The sequence below is a fragment of the Cephaloticoccus primus genome (assembly GCF_001580015.1).
In the GTDB taxonomy this organism is placed as follows: domain Bacteria; phylum Verrucomicrobiota; class Verrucomicrobiia; order Opitutales; family Opitutaceae; genus Cephaloticoccus; species Cephaloticoccus primus.
In genome coordinates this window covers 84,368-98,742 of the sequence record NZ_LSZQ01000042.1, presented here as the reverse complement: position 1 = coordinate 98,742, position 14,375 = coordinate 84,368, and the positions used below count along the sequence as shown (strand labels likewise).

Genomic DNA, 14,375 nt, shown 5'->3' with positions numbered 1-14,375 from the left:
GCCCGCCGATCTCGACGGTCGCGCGCAGCGGTGTGGCGGCAACGAGGGTGCCGTGGATCGAGGTGATCATGCTGCGCTGGACGCCGTGTTTGTTGCTGCTGCTACTGTTGTCGGTGCGGCGTTTGCCGGGCCGAGGCCGAGCACGTCCTGCATGTCGTAGACGGCGGGGGCTCTACCCGAGACCCACGCGGCAGCCCGCAGCGCACCGCGCGCGAAGATGGCGCGGTCGCTGGCCTTGTGCGTGAGCTCGATGCGCTCGCCCTGCGCGGCGAAGATCACGGTGTGGTCGCCGACGACATCGCCGCCGCGCAGCGCATGGATGCCGACTTCGCGTCGCGTGCGCTCACCCGGGACTCCCTGGCGGCCGTGGCGCAGGGCTTCGGGGCCGAGCTGGCGTGCAGCGAGGATGATCTCCAGCAGGCGGGCGGCGGTGCCGCTGGGCGCATCTTTCTTGAAGCGGTGGTGCATTTCGACGACTTCGGCGTCGTAGTCGTCGCTCAGGACAGCGGCAGCGCGCTCGGTGAGCGCATTCAGCAAGTTTACGCCGACCGAGTAATTACCGGCCCACACGCAGGGCACTTTGGCGGCTTCTTTTAGCAGGGCGGCGCGGCGCTCAAGCGAGTGGCCCGTCGTGCCGATGATGAGTGGCTTGCCCAAGCGCACGGCGTGCGCGATCACCTCGGCGGTCGCTTCGTGAAAGCTGAAGTCGATGATGACGTCTCCCCGGGCGAGCCCCGCCGCGAGGTCGTCGCCGGTGTCGAGCGCACTGGCAATCGAGAGTCCTTGCTCGGGAGCGAGCTCGACGATGGTGCGGCCCATCCGCCCGCGTGCTCCGACCAGTGAAATGGAAAGCGACATGGCGTGGGGCGGATTACCTGGCCAGCTCGGCCATGATGCGGAAGAGCGCGCTGCGGTTTTCCGCGCTGGCGGGGCAGAGCGGCAGCCGCACGTCGGGGCGGCTGATGATGCCCGCCTTGTGCAGCGCGAGTTTGATGGGCACCGGGTTGGGCTCGTTAAACAGGGCTTTGAAAATCGGGTAGAGCCGGCGGTGCTCTTTGGTGGCGGCGGGCAGATCGCCCTTGAGCGCGGTGCTTACGAGTTTGGCGACTTCGCGTACATAGAGGTTGGAGGCGACGCTGATCACGCCCTCCGCTCCGGCGGCGATAAAGGGCAGGGTGAGCGAGTCGTCACCGCTCAGCACGGTGATGTCCTTGCCGAGGGCTTGCTTGATCTGGTCAACCCGATCGACCGAGCCGCCCGCTTCCTTGATGTAGCGGACGTGGGGGTATTTGGCGCGCAGCCGCTCGACCACGCCGACACCGATCTCGATGCCGCAGCGCGAGGGGATCGAGTACAGGATGATGGGCCGGTCGGTCGCTTCGGCGATGGCGCTGAAGTGCAGAAACAGCCCCTCCTGGCTCGGCTTGTTGTAGTAGGGGGCGACGAGCAGTATCGCGTCGACGCCTGCGTCGTGGGCGAGCTTGGTCAGCCCGATTGCTTCGCGCGTCGAGTTTGAGCCGGTGCCTGCCACCACGGGTACGCGGCCCGCCGCGAGCTCGATGGTGGCCTGCACGACTTGCATGTGCTCTTCGTGCGTGAGCGTAGGCGACTCGCCGGTCGTGCCGACGGCGACCAGCCCGTCGATCCCGCCTTTGATCTGAAACTCGATCAGCGCCTCAAGATCACCGTAGGCGACCTGCTGTTTCTTAAACGGTGTGACGAGTGCAGTCAGCGTGCCAGTCAGGGAGCGGGGGGCGGTTTTCTTAGCCATCGTTAGTAGGATCGGGTTGAAAGTTTAGAGCTTGGTTTTTCGCAAGGCCAGAGATTGCCTTCGCCCCTTTTCCCTCAATGGCACTGGCACTTTTATTTTCAGGACAAGGCGCGCAAAAAGTCGGCATGGGGCGCAGCCTCTACGCGCAATCGGCGGCGGCGCGCGCCCGCTTCGATGAGGCCGATGCGACGCTCGGCTACCCGTTGACGCGCATTTGCTTTGAAGGGCCGGAGGAGGAGCTCACGCAGACGAAGATCTGCCAACCCGCGCTTTACGTCCACGGCCTCGCGCTGGTCGAGGCGCTGCGCGAGCAGGGCAGGCTGGGGCCCGCGTCGGCGCCGGCCTGCGCGCTCGGGCTCAGCCTCGGCGAGATCACGGCCTACGCGGCGGCGGGCGTGTTCGATTTTCAAACGGGGCTGCGCATCGTCGCCGAGCGGGGCCGCCTCATGCAGCAAGCCTGCGAAACGACTGTGGGCAGCATGGCGGCCATCCTCGGCGAGCCGCGCGAGGGCGTGGCTGCGCTTTGCGCGGAGTTCGACATCGAGGCAGCCAACTTTAACGCGCCGGGGCAGATCATCGTATCCGGCGAGAAGGCCAAGGTGGCCGCAGCCGTTGCCGCCGCGAAGGAGCGCGGGAAAAAGGTGATCCCGCTCAATGTCGCCGGCGCGTATCACAGCCGCCTGATGGAGTCGGCGCGCGCGGCCTTTGCCGTTTTCCTGAGCGACATCGAGTTTTCGCGTCCTGCCTTTGCCGTGTTTACCAACACGACGGGCCGCGCACTCGCCGAGCCCGAGGAACTGCGCGCGGCGCTCGTCAGGCAGGTCGTCTCTCCCGTGCTTTGGGAGGACTGCATGCGCAGCGCGGTGGCCGCGGGCGCGAGCGAGTTTTGGGAGCTCGGCCCGGGGAGCGTGCTGGCCGGACTGGCGCGGCGCACCGACAAGGCGTGGGCCGTGAAGAGCTTTTCCGAGTTCGAGGATTTGGCGAAATAACGCGCGCGACTGCTGCTGCTCATGGAAATCGCCCATACCCGAAATTTCTGCATCATCGCCCACGTCGATCACGGCAAGACGACCCTATCGGATCGCTTGCTGGAGCACACCAACACGGTGGCCCAGCGTGTGCTCACCGATCAGCATCTCGACTCGATGGATCTGGAGCGCGAGCGCGGCATCACGATCAAGTCGCATCCGGTCACGATGCTTTACCCGTCGAAAAACGGGACGACCTATAAGCTCAACCTCATGGATACGCCGGGCCACGTGGACTTCTCCTACGAAGTCTCGCGCAGCCTCGCCGCCTGCGAAGGCGCGCTGCTCCTGATCGACTCCGCCCAGGGCGTCGAGGCGCAGACAGTCGCCAACGCGCACCTGGCCTTTGGGCAAAACCTCAAGGTCATCCCCGTGATCAACAAGATCGACCTGCCCGGGGCCAACCTCGACCTGTGCCTGAGCCAGCTCGAAGACATCCTCACGATCCCCGCGGAGGAGGCGATCCTCGCCAGCGGAAAGGCCGGCATCGGCATCGAGGAAATCCTCGAAGCAGTCGTGGAGCGCGTGCCGCCGCCGCGCTGGAGCGACCACGCGCACACGCGTGCGCTGGTCTTTGACTCGCTCTACGATTCGTACCGCGGCGTGATCGCCTACGTGCGCGTTTTCTCCGGCGAGGTGAAGCCCGGCGACGCCATGCTCCTGATGAGTAACGGCAACAAGTCGGAGGTGAAGGAAGTCGGCATCTTTACGCCGAAAATGGAGAAGGCCCAAAAACTCGCCGCGGGCGATGTCGGCTACCTCGTCTCCAACATCAAGGACACCTCCGAGATCAAAACCGGCGACACGATCACGCTCGCGCAGCGCCCCGCCACCGAGATGCTCCCGGGCTACCAGGAGGTGCGCCCGATGGTTTTCTGCGGCCTGTATCCGGTAGACAGCTCCGACTACGAAAAGCTGAAGGCGGCGATGGGGCGGCTGCGGCTCAACGACGCGGCGTTTGTCTTCGCATCGGAGAGCTCGGTCGCGCTCGGCTTTGGCTTTCGCTGTGGCTTCCTCGGGCTGCTCCACATGGAGATCATCCAGGAGCGCATCCGCCGCGAGCACGACGTGGACATCATCTCCACTTATCCGAGTGTGGTTTATCACGTGGTGACCGACGATGGCGCGCTGCGCGAAGTCGATAACCCCGTCAACCTGCCCGATCCGGGCGCCGTGCGCGAAATCCGCGAGCCCACCATCAAGGCCGCGATCCACATCCCCAACGAGTCGATGGGCGACATCTTTGCGCTCATCATGGAGAAGCGCGGCACGATCGACCACACCGATACGCTCGATGCCAACCGCATCATGCTCACCTGCACGCTGCCGCTTAACGAGATCCTCGTCGATTTTAACGACCGGCTCAAAAGCATCACCCGCGGCTACGGCTCGATGGACTACGAACTCGGCGAGTACCGCCAGGCCGAGCTCGTGAAAATGGAGATCCTCATCAACGCCGAGCCCGTCGATGCCTTTGCCTCAATCGTCCACCGCGAAAAGGCCGAGGGCAAAGGGCGCGAACTCTGCGGGCGCCTCGCCGAGATCATCCCCCCACAGATGTTCAAGGTCGCCATCCAAGCCGCCATCGGCGGGAAAATCATCGCTCGCGACAACGTTAAGGAAATGCGCAAAGACGTGACGGCCAAGTGCTACGGCGGCGACATCTCGCGCAAACGCAAACTCCTCGATAAGCAAAAAGAGGGGAAGAAAAAGATGAAGCAGTTTGGCCGAGTCTCCATCCCCTCCGATGCCTTTATCAAAGTCCTGAAAACCAACTAGCCCGCCTGCCGGACGGGGCAGGGGGAGGCCGGCGCGCCCGCGCTCCTCTGCGCCGCCTGTCGTCGCCGCCACCTCCCTGCCACTCGCTGCCCTGCTCCAGGCTCCACCTCCCGCTCCTGCCGCGCCGCACCACTCACACCATGTTCAGCCTCTTCGCTTCCCAAAACACAAAGATGCGCCGCAGTGCCAAACAGTGGTTGGAGCTCGCTGCAAAAGTGTACCACTACCGCCGCGACCGGCTGAGCACCGACGAGCTCGGGCGCCTCATGACGCACTCCGCCGCCCTGCGCCAGCTCCTGCGCGAAAAGGGCGGCGACCCCATGCGGTTGAAGCTCGCGATCGAGGCGCTCGAAAGCGTCCTGCGCGAGCTCGGCGGCACGCACTACCCGAAAACCTCCCTCGTCGAAAACGTGGAGTTCTTCCTCGTCGCAGCGATTGTGATCCTCGGCTTTCGCGCCTTCTTCGTGCAGCCCTTCAAGATCCCGACCAACTCCATGTGGCCGAGTTATTACGGGATGACGGTCGATAACTTCACCTCGGCCAGCGACGTGCCTGGCGGGCTCAGCCGCTTGTGGCGCACCGCCACGCTTGGCGCGCAACGACGCGAAGTCATCGCCCCGCGCACGGGCGAGGTGAGTGCCGACTTCTTCGTCAGCGCGGGCGGTAACGACCTGGAGCTCGCCTATAGCCTCAAGCCCGCGCGCTCGTGGTTCATCCTGCCCACGACCGTGCGCGAATACACTTTTTACGTCGATGGGGAGCCCGTCCGCATCCAGGTCCCGCAAGACCTCCAAGGCGTCGATAAGGCGATGCGCGAAACGCTCTTTGGCGGCGATAGCGGTTTCGCCGAGCACCTGCGCGCGCTCCAGCGCGACCGCGCGAAAATCGAGCGCCACTGGCTCGAAGTTTACCCGGGCGTGAGCCGCGCTGCCGAGGTGCTCCGCGTACCGCTGGGCCGCAGTGTCGCGCGCGGTGAGCGCGTCTTGAGCTTCGATATCCTGACGGGAGATCAACTCCTCGCCGACCGGGTGAGTTACCACTTCGTGCGCCCGAAAGTCGGTCAGGGCTTCGTCTTTCGCACGCGGCAAATCGACAGCCCCGTGATGAAAGACCGCAGCGGCCACCAGCTCGACCAGTACTACATCAAGCGGTTGACCGGCCTGCCGGGCGACACGCTCGAAATCAAGGACTACCGGCTGTACCGCAATGGCGAGCCGATCACCGGTGCGGCGGCGTTTGAGAAAAACGCGCAGCGCATCGATGGCTACGTCGGCTACCGCAACTCACAGGCCCTCTCCAAAGGGAAAACGATGACCGTGCCGCCCGGCTCTTTCATGGCACTGGGCGACAACTCGGCGAACAGCCAGGACAGCCGCTACTGGGGCTACGTCCCCGCCACCGAAGTCATCGGCCGCCCCATCTTCATCTACTACCCCTTCACCCGCCGCACCGGCCTCGCACGCTGACTAGGCTGCAGAACTCCACTACGCGTGGGGCGGTGGCGTGTCGCCACTTCCATTTAATTTGCGATTTTGCCGCGTGCGCTACGCGCCCGAACAAAATCGCAAATTTAACGGGACCTCACCCTGTCGCATTGCGACAGGGCGCGAGGCCTCAAATGCGGATGAAGCGGGACCCATTGGGGCAGATTTTGTTGGTTAACCGGTAGACGCAGTTCTAGCGCGGCCCAACGAGGCCGCGCCCATAAAATCGGTCAACGACCGCGACCGGAGGTCGGGAGCTCCCAACTGAGCGGTTTGCCCGCCGGGCAAACCGCTCAGTAAATGGCAGGGGACACCGTCCCCCGCCCCACGCGTAGTGGAAAGGCCTCGCCGCCACTGTGGCCGCCGCTAGAGGTGGGCCTGGAGTTTGGCCTTGAGGGCGTCTTTGGGCGTCATGCCGACGATGGTTTCGACGACCTGGCCTGCCTTGAAGACGAGCATCGTCGGGATCGCGCGGATGGCGTACTCGGCGGCGATTTGCTCGTTTTCGTCGACGTTGACCTTGGCGATCTGGATGCCGTCGAGCTCGTTTGCGAGTTCTTCGAGGATTGGGGCGATTGCCTTGCAGGGGCCGCACCAGGGCGCCCAGAAGTCTACGAGCACGGGGGTCTCGGCGGCGATTGCGGTCTTGAAGTTGTCGCTGGTCAGGTTGGTGATTTTTTCGGACATGGTAGGATGGGTGAGGAAATGGGAAAGGTGGTGAAGGAGAGGGGCGGAGGCTGGGTACTTGGGCAACGGCTCAACCACTGCGCAGTTTCGCGAATGCCGTGGGCGCGCAATGTTTAGCGCGGCGTCACCTTGTGAATGATCTCGGCGAGTTCCTTTGGGCCGACTTGTTCGAGGTGTTTGCTGCGTTTTTTCAGTTCCTCGAAGGTCTTCATGAGTGTCTCGGTCATCCGGTCGTGCGTGTCGGCCGAGCCGCCGATGATGGCAAACTGATCCGCAGTGGTGATGCGTTTGTGGCCGTCTTCATTGTCGAAGCCGAGGCCGAGAAGTCCGGCCCTTGGGCCCGGGAGCGAGCGGTGGTTGGGTGGCGGGATCACGCGCTTACCGTGGTGGGCTGGGTGTGGGTTTCAAGTGGCATTTCGCTCCGCCCGGCAAGCGGATCGGTTGAGGGCTCCTCGTCCGGCGACGGGGGCGGGGGAGTGCGGTCATCGTCCTCGACGGCGGTGCAGAGGATGTCGGCGAAGGCCTCGTCTTGTGCGAGGCGCAGCCGCTTCAGGCGGGTGAGCTCCAAGACCGCGAGAAAGGTCGCCACGAGGTAGCGCAGCGTAATTTTTGCGGGCAGGATTTCCGAAAAGCGGAAGCGCTTCTGCGTCCGCAGCCGCAGGAGCAGGTCGTCCATGCGGTCGGAGACGGTGACTTGCTCTTCCTGGATTTCGCCGACGAGGCCCGTCTCGGCGAGGCGGCGCAGGACGTTGTTGAATGCCTGCCAGAGCTGGATGCGGTCGAGCGGTTTCAGCGGGCGCTCGCCGGACTCCGCGAGCTGGGCGGGGCCGCTGCGCTCGATGAGGTCGTGGCGCTGCGTGATGAGCTCGTCGAGTTGTTCGCCTGCCTCTTTGAAGCGCTTGTACTGCACGAGCTGGTGGACGAGCTCCCAGCGCGGATCCATCGCGTCGTCTTCGTCTTCGGTGGCGACGGCGTGCTGCCCTTTGGGGAGGAGCAGGCGGCTTTTGATCTCCATGAGCGTGGCTGCCATGACGAAGAAGTCGCCCGCGATTTCGAGGTCGAGCTCCTGCATGGCGTGCAGCGCGGCGATGTACTGGCGGGTGACCGACTCAATGGGGATGTCGTAAATATCGAGCTCGTTTTTCCGGATGAGAAAAAGGAGCAAGTCGAGCGGGCCTTCAAAGACCGGCAGCTTGATGCGATAATCGGCTTCAGGAACCACGGGGCGGATGCTTCGCAGCAGGAGAGCTCCGGCAATTTTATTCTGGGGTGCGGGAGGGCGGCCCTACGCGGGCGGCGGCAGGCGGTGCCACTTGCCATTTACTGTGCCGCTTGCGTGCCGTGCGTTCCGCACGCCGAGCAAGCCGCACAGTAGAAAGATCCCGACCATTAATCGGTGACTCACCGGCAAATCGTTTCACCTCGCCCAAATGGGTTCTCGCTTCATCCGCATTTGATGCTCCCTTCCCAGTCGCAACGCGACTGGGGGAAGTCCCGTTAAATTTGGGAATCGAGTTTCGTCGCGAAGCGACGAGGCCGATTCCCAAATTCAATGGCCTGTGGCGACCCTGACGAGCCGCCAGCGAGCGGCTCGCAAAATAAAAGGGTCTGCGACCCCGCCCCACGCGTAGTGGGAGTCTGCCGTCTCATCCCGCAGGGCTCATGCTTTAATCGGCATGGAGCTCCAGTTCGGTGCTGCCGAGGCCCGGAGCGTTGACGCGCAGCGTGATCGAGCCGGGCGTTTTCCCCGTGCGGATGACGGCGAGCGCGCGGCCCTGAAAGAGCGTGCAGGACGAGTCGGTATAGCGCTCCACGCTGCTGCGCATGTTGCCTGTGCCGAGCGCGGCGAGCCGGCCTGCGCCGGAGACTTCCACGCTGATTTTTTCATCGACCCAAGGCTGCCACTGTCCGGCGGCATCGACGGCTTCGATCTCAACAAAGGCTAGGTCCTGCCCATCGGCGCGCAGAGTCGCACAACTCGTTTTAGTTGCGCCGCGATCGTCGGCGCAGCGTCCGCGATCCGCGCTCGCGCGCAGCGCGACGGCGGGCCCCCCTGTTTTTAAGACGAAGCGCTCGCGCTCTTCGCCACCTTCAACGCCCACGGCGACGAGCTCGCCCGCGGAGTAGGGCACGTAAAAGAGCGTTTTAAACTCTTCCGCTTCGCCGGTCGGCTTTTCGCCGACGAGCTGGCCGTTGAGGTACAGCCGCACCGAGTCGTAGCGCGAGTACACCTCGACTGTGAACCGCCGTCCCTTGCTGTGCTCAGGGAAACCCCAAATCGGCAAGGCGGGCGGCATTGACCACGCCGTGAGCTGCCAGAGGTCTTCCTCTTCAGTGAGTGCGTTCGTCGCCCTGGCCGCTGTTTCACTGCTTAACGAAGGCGGCAAGTGGACAGCCATGTAGAGTTTTTTGCCGCCCACCCTTTGCCGGTCGTTCCACACGATCTCGCGATAATGGGAATTGGGCTTTCGCCAACCGGTGAGGTCGATTTCGCCGCAAAGGGCACCGCGCGAAGGCCAGGTGCCCGGGTGGGCCATTTGGCCGAGTCCGAGAGTAGAGCCCTTTGGCGGGATGACGTGCCCGGCGCCGACCTCTCCGAGATAGTCGATAGCCGTCCAGACAAAATCGCCGACCACGTAGCTGTGGTCACGCATGACCTTCCAGTTCACGAAGGCTTCGGACTGGAAGGTCTCGGTGCCTATTATGATTCGCTGAGGCGCGCGCTCATGGTCGCGGGCATGGTGCGGGGCCAGCTCGATTTTGCGGTACTGCATGCGGCCTGGGTCGCTGGGGATGCGTGGCGCGAGCTCGTAGTTGTAGCCGCCGATGTCGAGCTCCGCGAAGAGCGGGTCGAGCTTGGGCCACACAGACGCGTTGCCCCACTCCGAGTGCAACCCCGCCGAAACGGGGCGGCCAGGATCAAGTGAGCGGACGAGGGCCGCCATCTCCTTGGCAATCGAGAGGAGTTGGGGAGATGCCCGATCGGGCATCTCGTTACCGATGCTCCAGCAAATGACTGAGGGGTGGTTCCAGTCGCGGCGCAGCCAGCGCTCCAGGTCGTAGGCGTGCCACACGCCGAAAAACTTGTGGTAGCCGTGTGCGGTTTTGGAGACAGCCCAGCCATCAAAAATCTCGTCCAGCACGAGCATTCCGAGTCGGTCGCAGGCGTCGAGCAGCGCGGTGGAGTGCGGGTTGTGCGCGGTGCGGATTGCGTTGAATCCGGCGGCTTTCATGAGCTCGACCTTGCGTTCTTCGGCGCGGTCAAAAGCCGCTGCGCCGAGGATGCCGTTGTCGTGGTGGACGTTGCCGCCGTTGAGCTTGATTGACTGGCCGTTGAGCAAGAGCCCGCGCTCGGCAGACCACGCCAGCGTGCGCAGGCCGGTCGTTACGACGACTTCGTCCAGAAGCCGGAGATCACGGGCCTGTTCATTTGGCGCGGTGTCGTTGCCACCGCGTCCGCTGCCTTGTGCCCCGCGCAGCTGCGCGACGATACGGTACAGGCTCGGGCTGTCGGGAGACCACGCTTGCGGCGCGGGGATTTTCAGGTCGGCCACGATCCGCGTGCGCGACCCGACCAATTCGCCCGCTGCGCGGGCTTGGGCGACTTGCGCACCATCCGGCGCGTAAACCGCAAAGTCCACGCTTACCGCGCCCGCGCTCTGCGCGGTGCTCACGACGCCTGCCTCGACGCGCAGCACAGCTTCCGTGTCGCTCAGCGAAGTTGTCGTCAGCTTGAAGTCGTCGGTCGCGATATGCGTTGGCGCGAAGCGGTGCAGCCACACATGCCGGTAAATCCCCGAGCCGGTGAACCAGCGCGCAGAAGGCTGCTGCTCGTTGTCTACGCGCACGGCAATTGTGATCGCCTGCGCCTCCGGGCCTGCCGCGAGCGCCGCCTGCACAGCCTCGCTCAAATCCACACTGAACGGAATGTAGCCGTAGGGCTGCTTCACCCCAGTGTGCTGGCCGTTTACGAAAACCTCGGCGTTGCAGTACACGCCCTCAAATTCGAGCACCACGCGCTGGCCCGCCCAGGCCGGATCAACCGCAATGGTCTTCCGGTACCAGCCAATCCCGTTTTGGAAAAAACCGCCCGCCCCGCCGGTGGGCGCCTTCGGGTCGCGCGGCAGCTCAATGCTCCAGTCGTGCGGCAGGTCGAGCGTGCGCCACGCGCTGTCGTCAAAGCGGGCCGCCTCCGCGCCCGCCACACCGCCGAGCTGAAAACGCCATTGTTCGTCAAAAAGACATTTCGAGCGCGGCCCGCCGGAGGAGGAGGGCGAAGCGCTGCTGGAGGCGAGGTCGGGCGAGGCGTGAGTCATGGCAGGCGAGGGGATGGGGATTTGCGGTCGGCAGGTGGAAAATGGAAGGCCGCTCAAAAAACGACCGCGCGCGACAACAGCTCCGGCACTTACGTAGTCAAGAGGCGACTCAGCCAAGTTTCGTCGCCGCGCTCCCGAACAGGGGATGACGAACTGGAGAAAGAGGGTTGCATGCAGCCAAGTCTCGCGTGAGCGTGAATGAGGGGCCGACTCGCCCCGATGGATCCGCTAAACCTACCGATTTACGAACTGGAAAAAGAGCTGCTCGCCGCGCTGCGCGAAGGAGCGGGTGCGGGCGGTGCGCGTGTGCTCGTGCAGGCGCCGACCGGTTCGGGCAAGTCCACGCAGATTCCGAAAATCTTGCTCAAGCATGGGCTCGGCGGCACCGGCACTGCGGGCGAGATCGTGGTGCTGCAACCGCGACGCCTCGCGACGCGGATGCTCGCCAGGCGCGTAGCCGCCGAGCTCGGCCGCGCGCTCGGCGAGACCGTGGGCTATCAGATCCGGCTGGAGTCGCGGGTCTCGGCGCAAACGCGGATACGCTTCGTGACGGAGGGCGTTTTGCTGCGCCAGATGCTGGCCGATGGGCAGTTGAGCGGAGTAGGAGCGATCGTCTTCGACGAGTTTCACGAGCGGCATCTGTACGGCGACATCACGCTGGCGCGCGCACTGCAAATCCAGCGCAGCACGCGGCCCGACCTGCGGCTCATCGTCATGTCGGCTACGCTCGATACCGAGGCTCTCGAACGCTACCTCGCGCCTTGTCGCGTGCTGACTTCGGCGGGCCGGACTTTTCCCGTAAAAATCGATTACCTGCCGCGTGCGGTGAGCCCCGATACGGAGCCGGTCTGGGAGCTCGCTGCGCGCGAGTGCGAGCGGCTCGTAGCGGAGTCGCCGGACGGGAGCGACGTCCTGGTTTTCATGCCCGGGGTCTATGAGATCAACCGCACGCTACAGGCGCTTCAGGCGAGGCGCGGGCTGCGGGATTTCGAGTGCTTGCCGCTGCACGGCGAGCTGCCCGCTGCGCAACAGGACCGCGCAGTCGGCGGCACGGCCAGCGGTGGCGGTGCGGATGATACGGCCAGCGGATCGCAACGCTCCGGAGTAGTGCGGCGGCGCAAAATCATCGTCTCGACCAATGTCGCCGAAACGTCGCTCACCATTGAGGGCGTCACGCTCGTGATCGACAGCGGGCTGGCACGCGTGGCGCGCTACGATCCGCGCCGCGGGATCAATACGCTGCTGGTCGAGAAAATCTCGATCGCCAGCGCGGATCAACGCGCGGGGCGGGCGGGACGCACCGCGCCCGGGACTTGCCTGCGGCTCTGGACTGCGCGCGAACACGAACGGCTCAATCCGCAGGAGCTGCCAGAGGTGAAGCGGATCGATCTGGCAGAGGTCGTGCTCACGCTAAAGGCGAGCGGGATAGACGATCTGGTCGGCTTTAACTGGATCGAGGCACCGAGCCCGGATGCGCTGGCGCGGGCGGAGCGGCTTCTCGAAGATCTCGGCGCATTGAGCCGCGCCAGGGCAAACGCGAGCGCCGGCGGCGGCGGCGACAGGGGCGACAGTGGCGGGAATCCGCGCGGCACCGAGGAGGGGGCTGCTTCGGCCAACACGTTCCCGCAAATCACCGCGCTGGGGCGGCAGATGCTGCGCTTCCCGCTGCACCCGCGTTATGCGCGGATGCTGATCGAGGCCGGAAAACGCAGCTGCGTGCGCGAGGTCGCCCTGATGGCCGCGCTGACGCAGGGGCGGAGCTTCCTGCTGCGCGGTGTTTCAAAGGAGATCGCGCAGGCGCGCGAACGGGTTTTGGGCGAGGAGCACGAGAGCGATTTTCTCCTTCTTGTCCGCGCTTGGGAGGCCGCGCAGAGGGCGGGTTTTGACTTGGGGTTTTGCCGTGAACTGGGGATCCACGCACAGGCCGCCCGCCAGGTCGGGCCGCTCTACGAGCAGTTTTTAAAAATCGCGCGGGCGGCTGCAAATACGGCGTGGGAGCGCGATTATCCGCGCAGCGATGGGCGCCACTCGCGCACAGGCAGCGCAGACGGCGTTAGCGGCGACGCAGCCGCAGCAGCGGTGCCGGCTGAGACGGCGGCGGGCGATAGCGATTTGCGCAAATGCGTGCTTGCGGGTTTTTCGGATCAGGTCGCGCGGCGCCTGGACTCGGGGACGCTGCGCTGCGAGCTGGTGCATGGGCGGCGCGGACTGCTCGCTCGCGAAAGCGTCTGCCAGCGCGCAGCACTCATGGTCATCGGCGAAATCACCGAAGTCGGCGGGCGCGGCGAAGTCAGCACCGTGCTTGGGCTGGCGACAGCGATTGAGGAGCCGTGGCTCGCAGAGCTGTTTCCCGAAGATTACGCGGAGACGACAGGCGTCGTTTACGACGAGGCCGCCAAGCGGGTTGTGGCGCGGCGCGAGCGGCGTTTTCGCGATCTCGCGCTGGAAGCGCGGATGAGTAGCGAGGAAGTCCCGCCGAGCGCGGCGGCAGCCTTGCTGGCGCGCGAAGTGCTGGCCGGGCGGCTCAAACTGAAGCACTGGGACGAAGCGGTTGAGCAGTGGATCGTGCGCGTGAATCGGCTCGCGGAGTGGTTTCCGGAATTGGGAGTCAGCCAGATCGGCGAGGCAGATCGGGCTCTCCTGATTGAGCAGCTCTGCTACGGCGAAACCTCGGCGCGCGCCGTGCGCGAAAAACCGGTCATGCCCGTGCTGCGCGAGTGGCTTTCGGCAGAGCAATTGGCCGCGCTTGATCAGTACCTGCCGGAGCGATTGGTCATGGCAAACGGGGGCGGCGGCGGGAAGGGGGGCCCGGGCGGGAGGAGCGGGAGGGCGCGGCTGCGTTACCTGCCAGAAGGGCCGCCAATCCTGAGCGCGCGAATCCAGGAGCTCTACGGCGTGGAAAGCCGTTTCACCCTCGGCGCTGGGCGGGTTCCGGTGCGGATCGAAGTCCTGGCGCCCAACCAACGCCCGATCCAGATTACGGACGACCTGGCGCTGTTTTGGCGCGAGCAATACCCGAAAATCCGCAGCGAACTCTCCCGCCGCTACCCACGCCACGAATGGCGCGAACTGTAGGAAATTTCCGATGCGTATGGCTCGGCTCTACTGGTCGGACGACCAACTCAGACACCAATCCTCCAAAGCGCCGGAAACTCAATCCGAGGCCGCCCAAGCTTCCCGAGCTTTCGGTCCCCTTGAGTTTCCGTTCTCTCGGGGATCCGGCTTCTCGGCGCCAAATTCAAATTCGTGCCAAACTCCTTCAATGATCATTATGTTTAATAATTGGATTTCGTGAATCGTAGGACACGGA

At 64.6% G+C, this 14,375-nt stretch carries 10 protein-coding genes; 4 read left to right on the top strand and 6 right to left on the bottom strand.

From position 1 onward, the window contains the following. Positions 1-66: 66 nt before the first annotated feature. Together dapB and dapA are read right to left on the bottom strand one after the other, a co-directional pair. A complete protein-coding gene (gene dapB, locus AXK11_RS05585) occupies positions 67-858 on the bottom strand; it encodes a 4-hydroxy-tetrahydrodipicolinate reductase (protein WP_082780931.1) in 792 nt (263 codons plus the stop codon). 13 nt (positions 859-871) lie between these two features. Then, positions 872-1,771 (bottom strand): 4-hydroxy-tetrahydrodipicolinate synthase, encoded by a 900-nt coding sequence (gene dapA / locus AXK11_RS05580; RefSeq protein WP_068630132.1) that lies wholly within the window; start codon positions 1,769-1,771, stop codon positions 872-874. Between the two features lie 77 nt (positions 1,772-1,848). Here dapA and fabD point away from each other — a divergent pair, with 77 nt between their 5' ends. From fabD to lepB, 3 genes are all read left to right on the top strand, one after another. Then, positions 1,849-2,760 (top strand): ACP S-malonyltransferase, encoded by a 912-nt coding sequence (gene fabD / locus AXK11_RS05575; protein WP_068630130.1) that lies wholly within the window; start codon positions 1,849-1,851, stop codon positions 2,758-2,760. Between the two features lie 21 nt (positions 2,761-2,781). Continuing rightward, a complete protein-coding gene (gene lepA, locus AXK11_RS05570) occupies positions 2,782-4,578 on the top strand; it encodes a translation elongation factor 4 (RefSeq protein ID WP_068630128.1) in 1,797 nt (598 codons plus the stop codon). A 140-nt stretch (positions 4,579-4,718) separates the two neighbouring features. Then, a complete protein-coding gene (gene lepB / locus AXK11_RS05565; RefSeq protein ID WP_068630126.1) occupies positions 4,719-6,044 on the top strand; it encodes a signal peptidase I in 1,326 nt (441 codons plus the stop codon). A gap of 384 nt (positions 6,045-6,428) precedes the next feature. Here the strand turns inward: lepB and trxA are convergent, their stop codons facing one another. The 4 genes from trxA to AXK11_RS05545 all read right to left on the bottom strand — a co-directional run bounded on the left by trxA (position 6,429) and on the right by AXK11_RS05545 (position 11,065). Continuing rightward, positions 6,429-6,749: a thioredoxin gene (trxA, locus tag AXK11_RS05560; protein WP_068630124.1), complete on the bottom strand. Its 321-nt coding sequence runs from the start codon at positions 6,747-6,749 to the stop codon at positions 6,429-6,431. Positions 6,750-6,862: 113 nt separating this feature from the next. After that, the gene (locus tag AXK11_RS05555; protein ID WP_082780930.1) at positions 6,863-7,123 is read right to left on the bottom strand and encodes a hypothetical protein; all 261 of its coding nucleotides are present in this window, start codon (positions 7,121-7,123) and stop codon (positions 6,863-6,865) included. Next, complete coding sequence (locus AXK11_RS05550) at positions 7,120-7,971, bottom strand: segregation and condensation protein A (RefSeq protein ID WP_068630122.1); 852 nt, start codon at positions 7,969-7,971, stop codon at positions 7,120-7,122. The genes AXK11_RS05555 and AXK11_RS05550 overlap by 4 nt, the downstream gene beginning before the upstream one ends. Before the next feature lie 445 nt (positions 7,972-8,416). Then, the gene (locus tag AXK11_RS05545) at positions 8,417-11,065 is read right to left on the bottom strand and encodes a glycoside hydrolase family 2 TIM barrel-domain containing protein (protein ID WP_068630120.1); all 2,649 of its coding nucleotides are present in this window, start codon (positions 11,063-11,065) and stop codon (positions 8,417-8,419) included. 219 nt (positions 11,066-11,284) lie between these two features. On the opposite strand from AXK11_RS05545, the gene AXK11_RS05540 reads away from it, so the two are divergent. Further along, positions 11,285-14,140 (top strand): ATP-dependent RNA helicase, encoded by a 2,856-nt coding sequence (locus tag AXK11_RS05540; RefSeq protein WP_068630118.1) that lies wholly within the window; start codon positions 11,285-11,287, stop codon positions 14,138-14,140. The last annotated feature ends 235 nt before the right edge of the window (positions 14,141-14,375 follow it).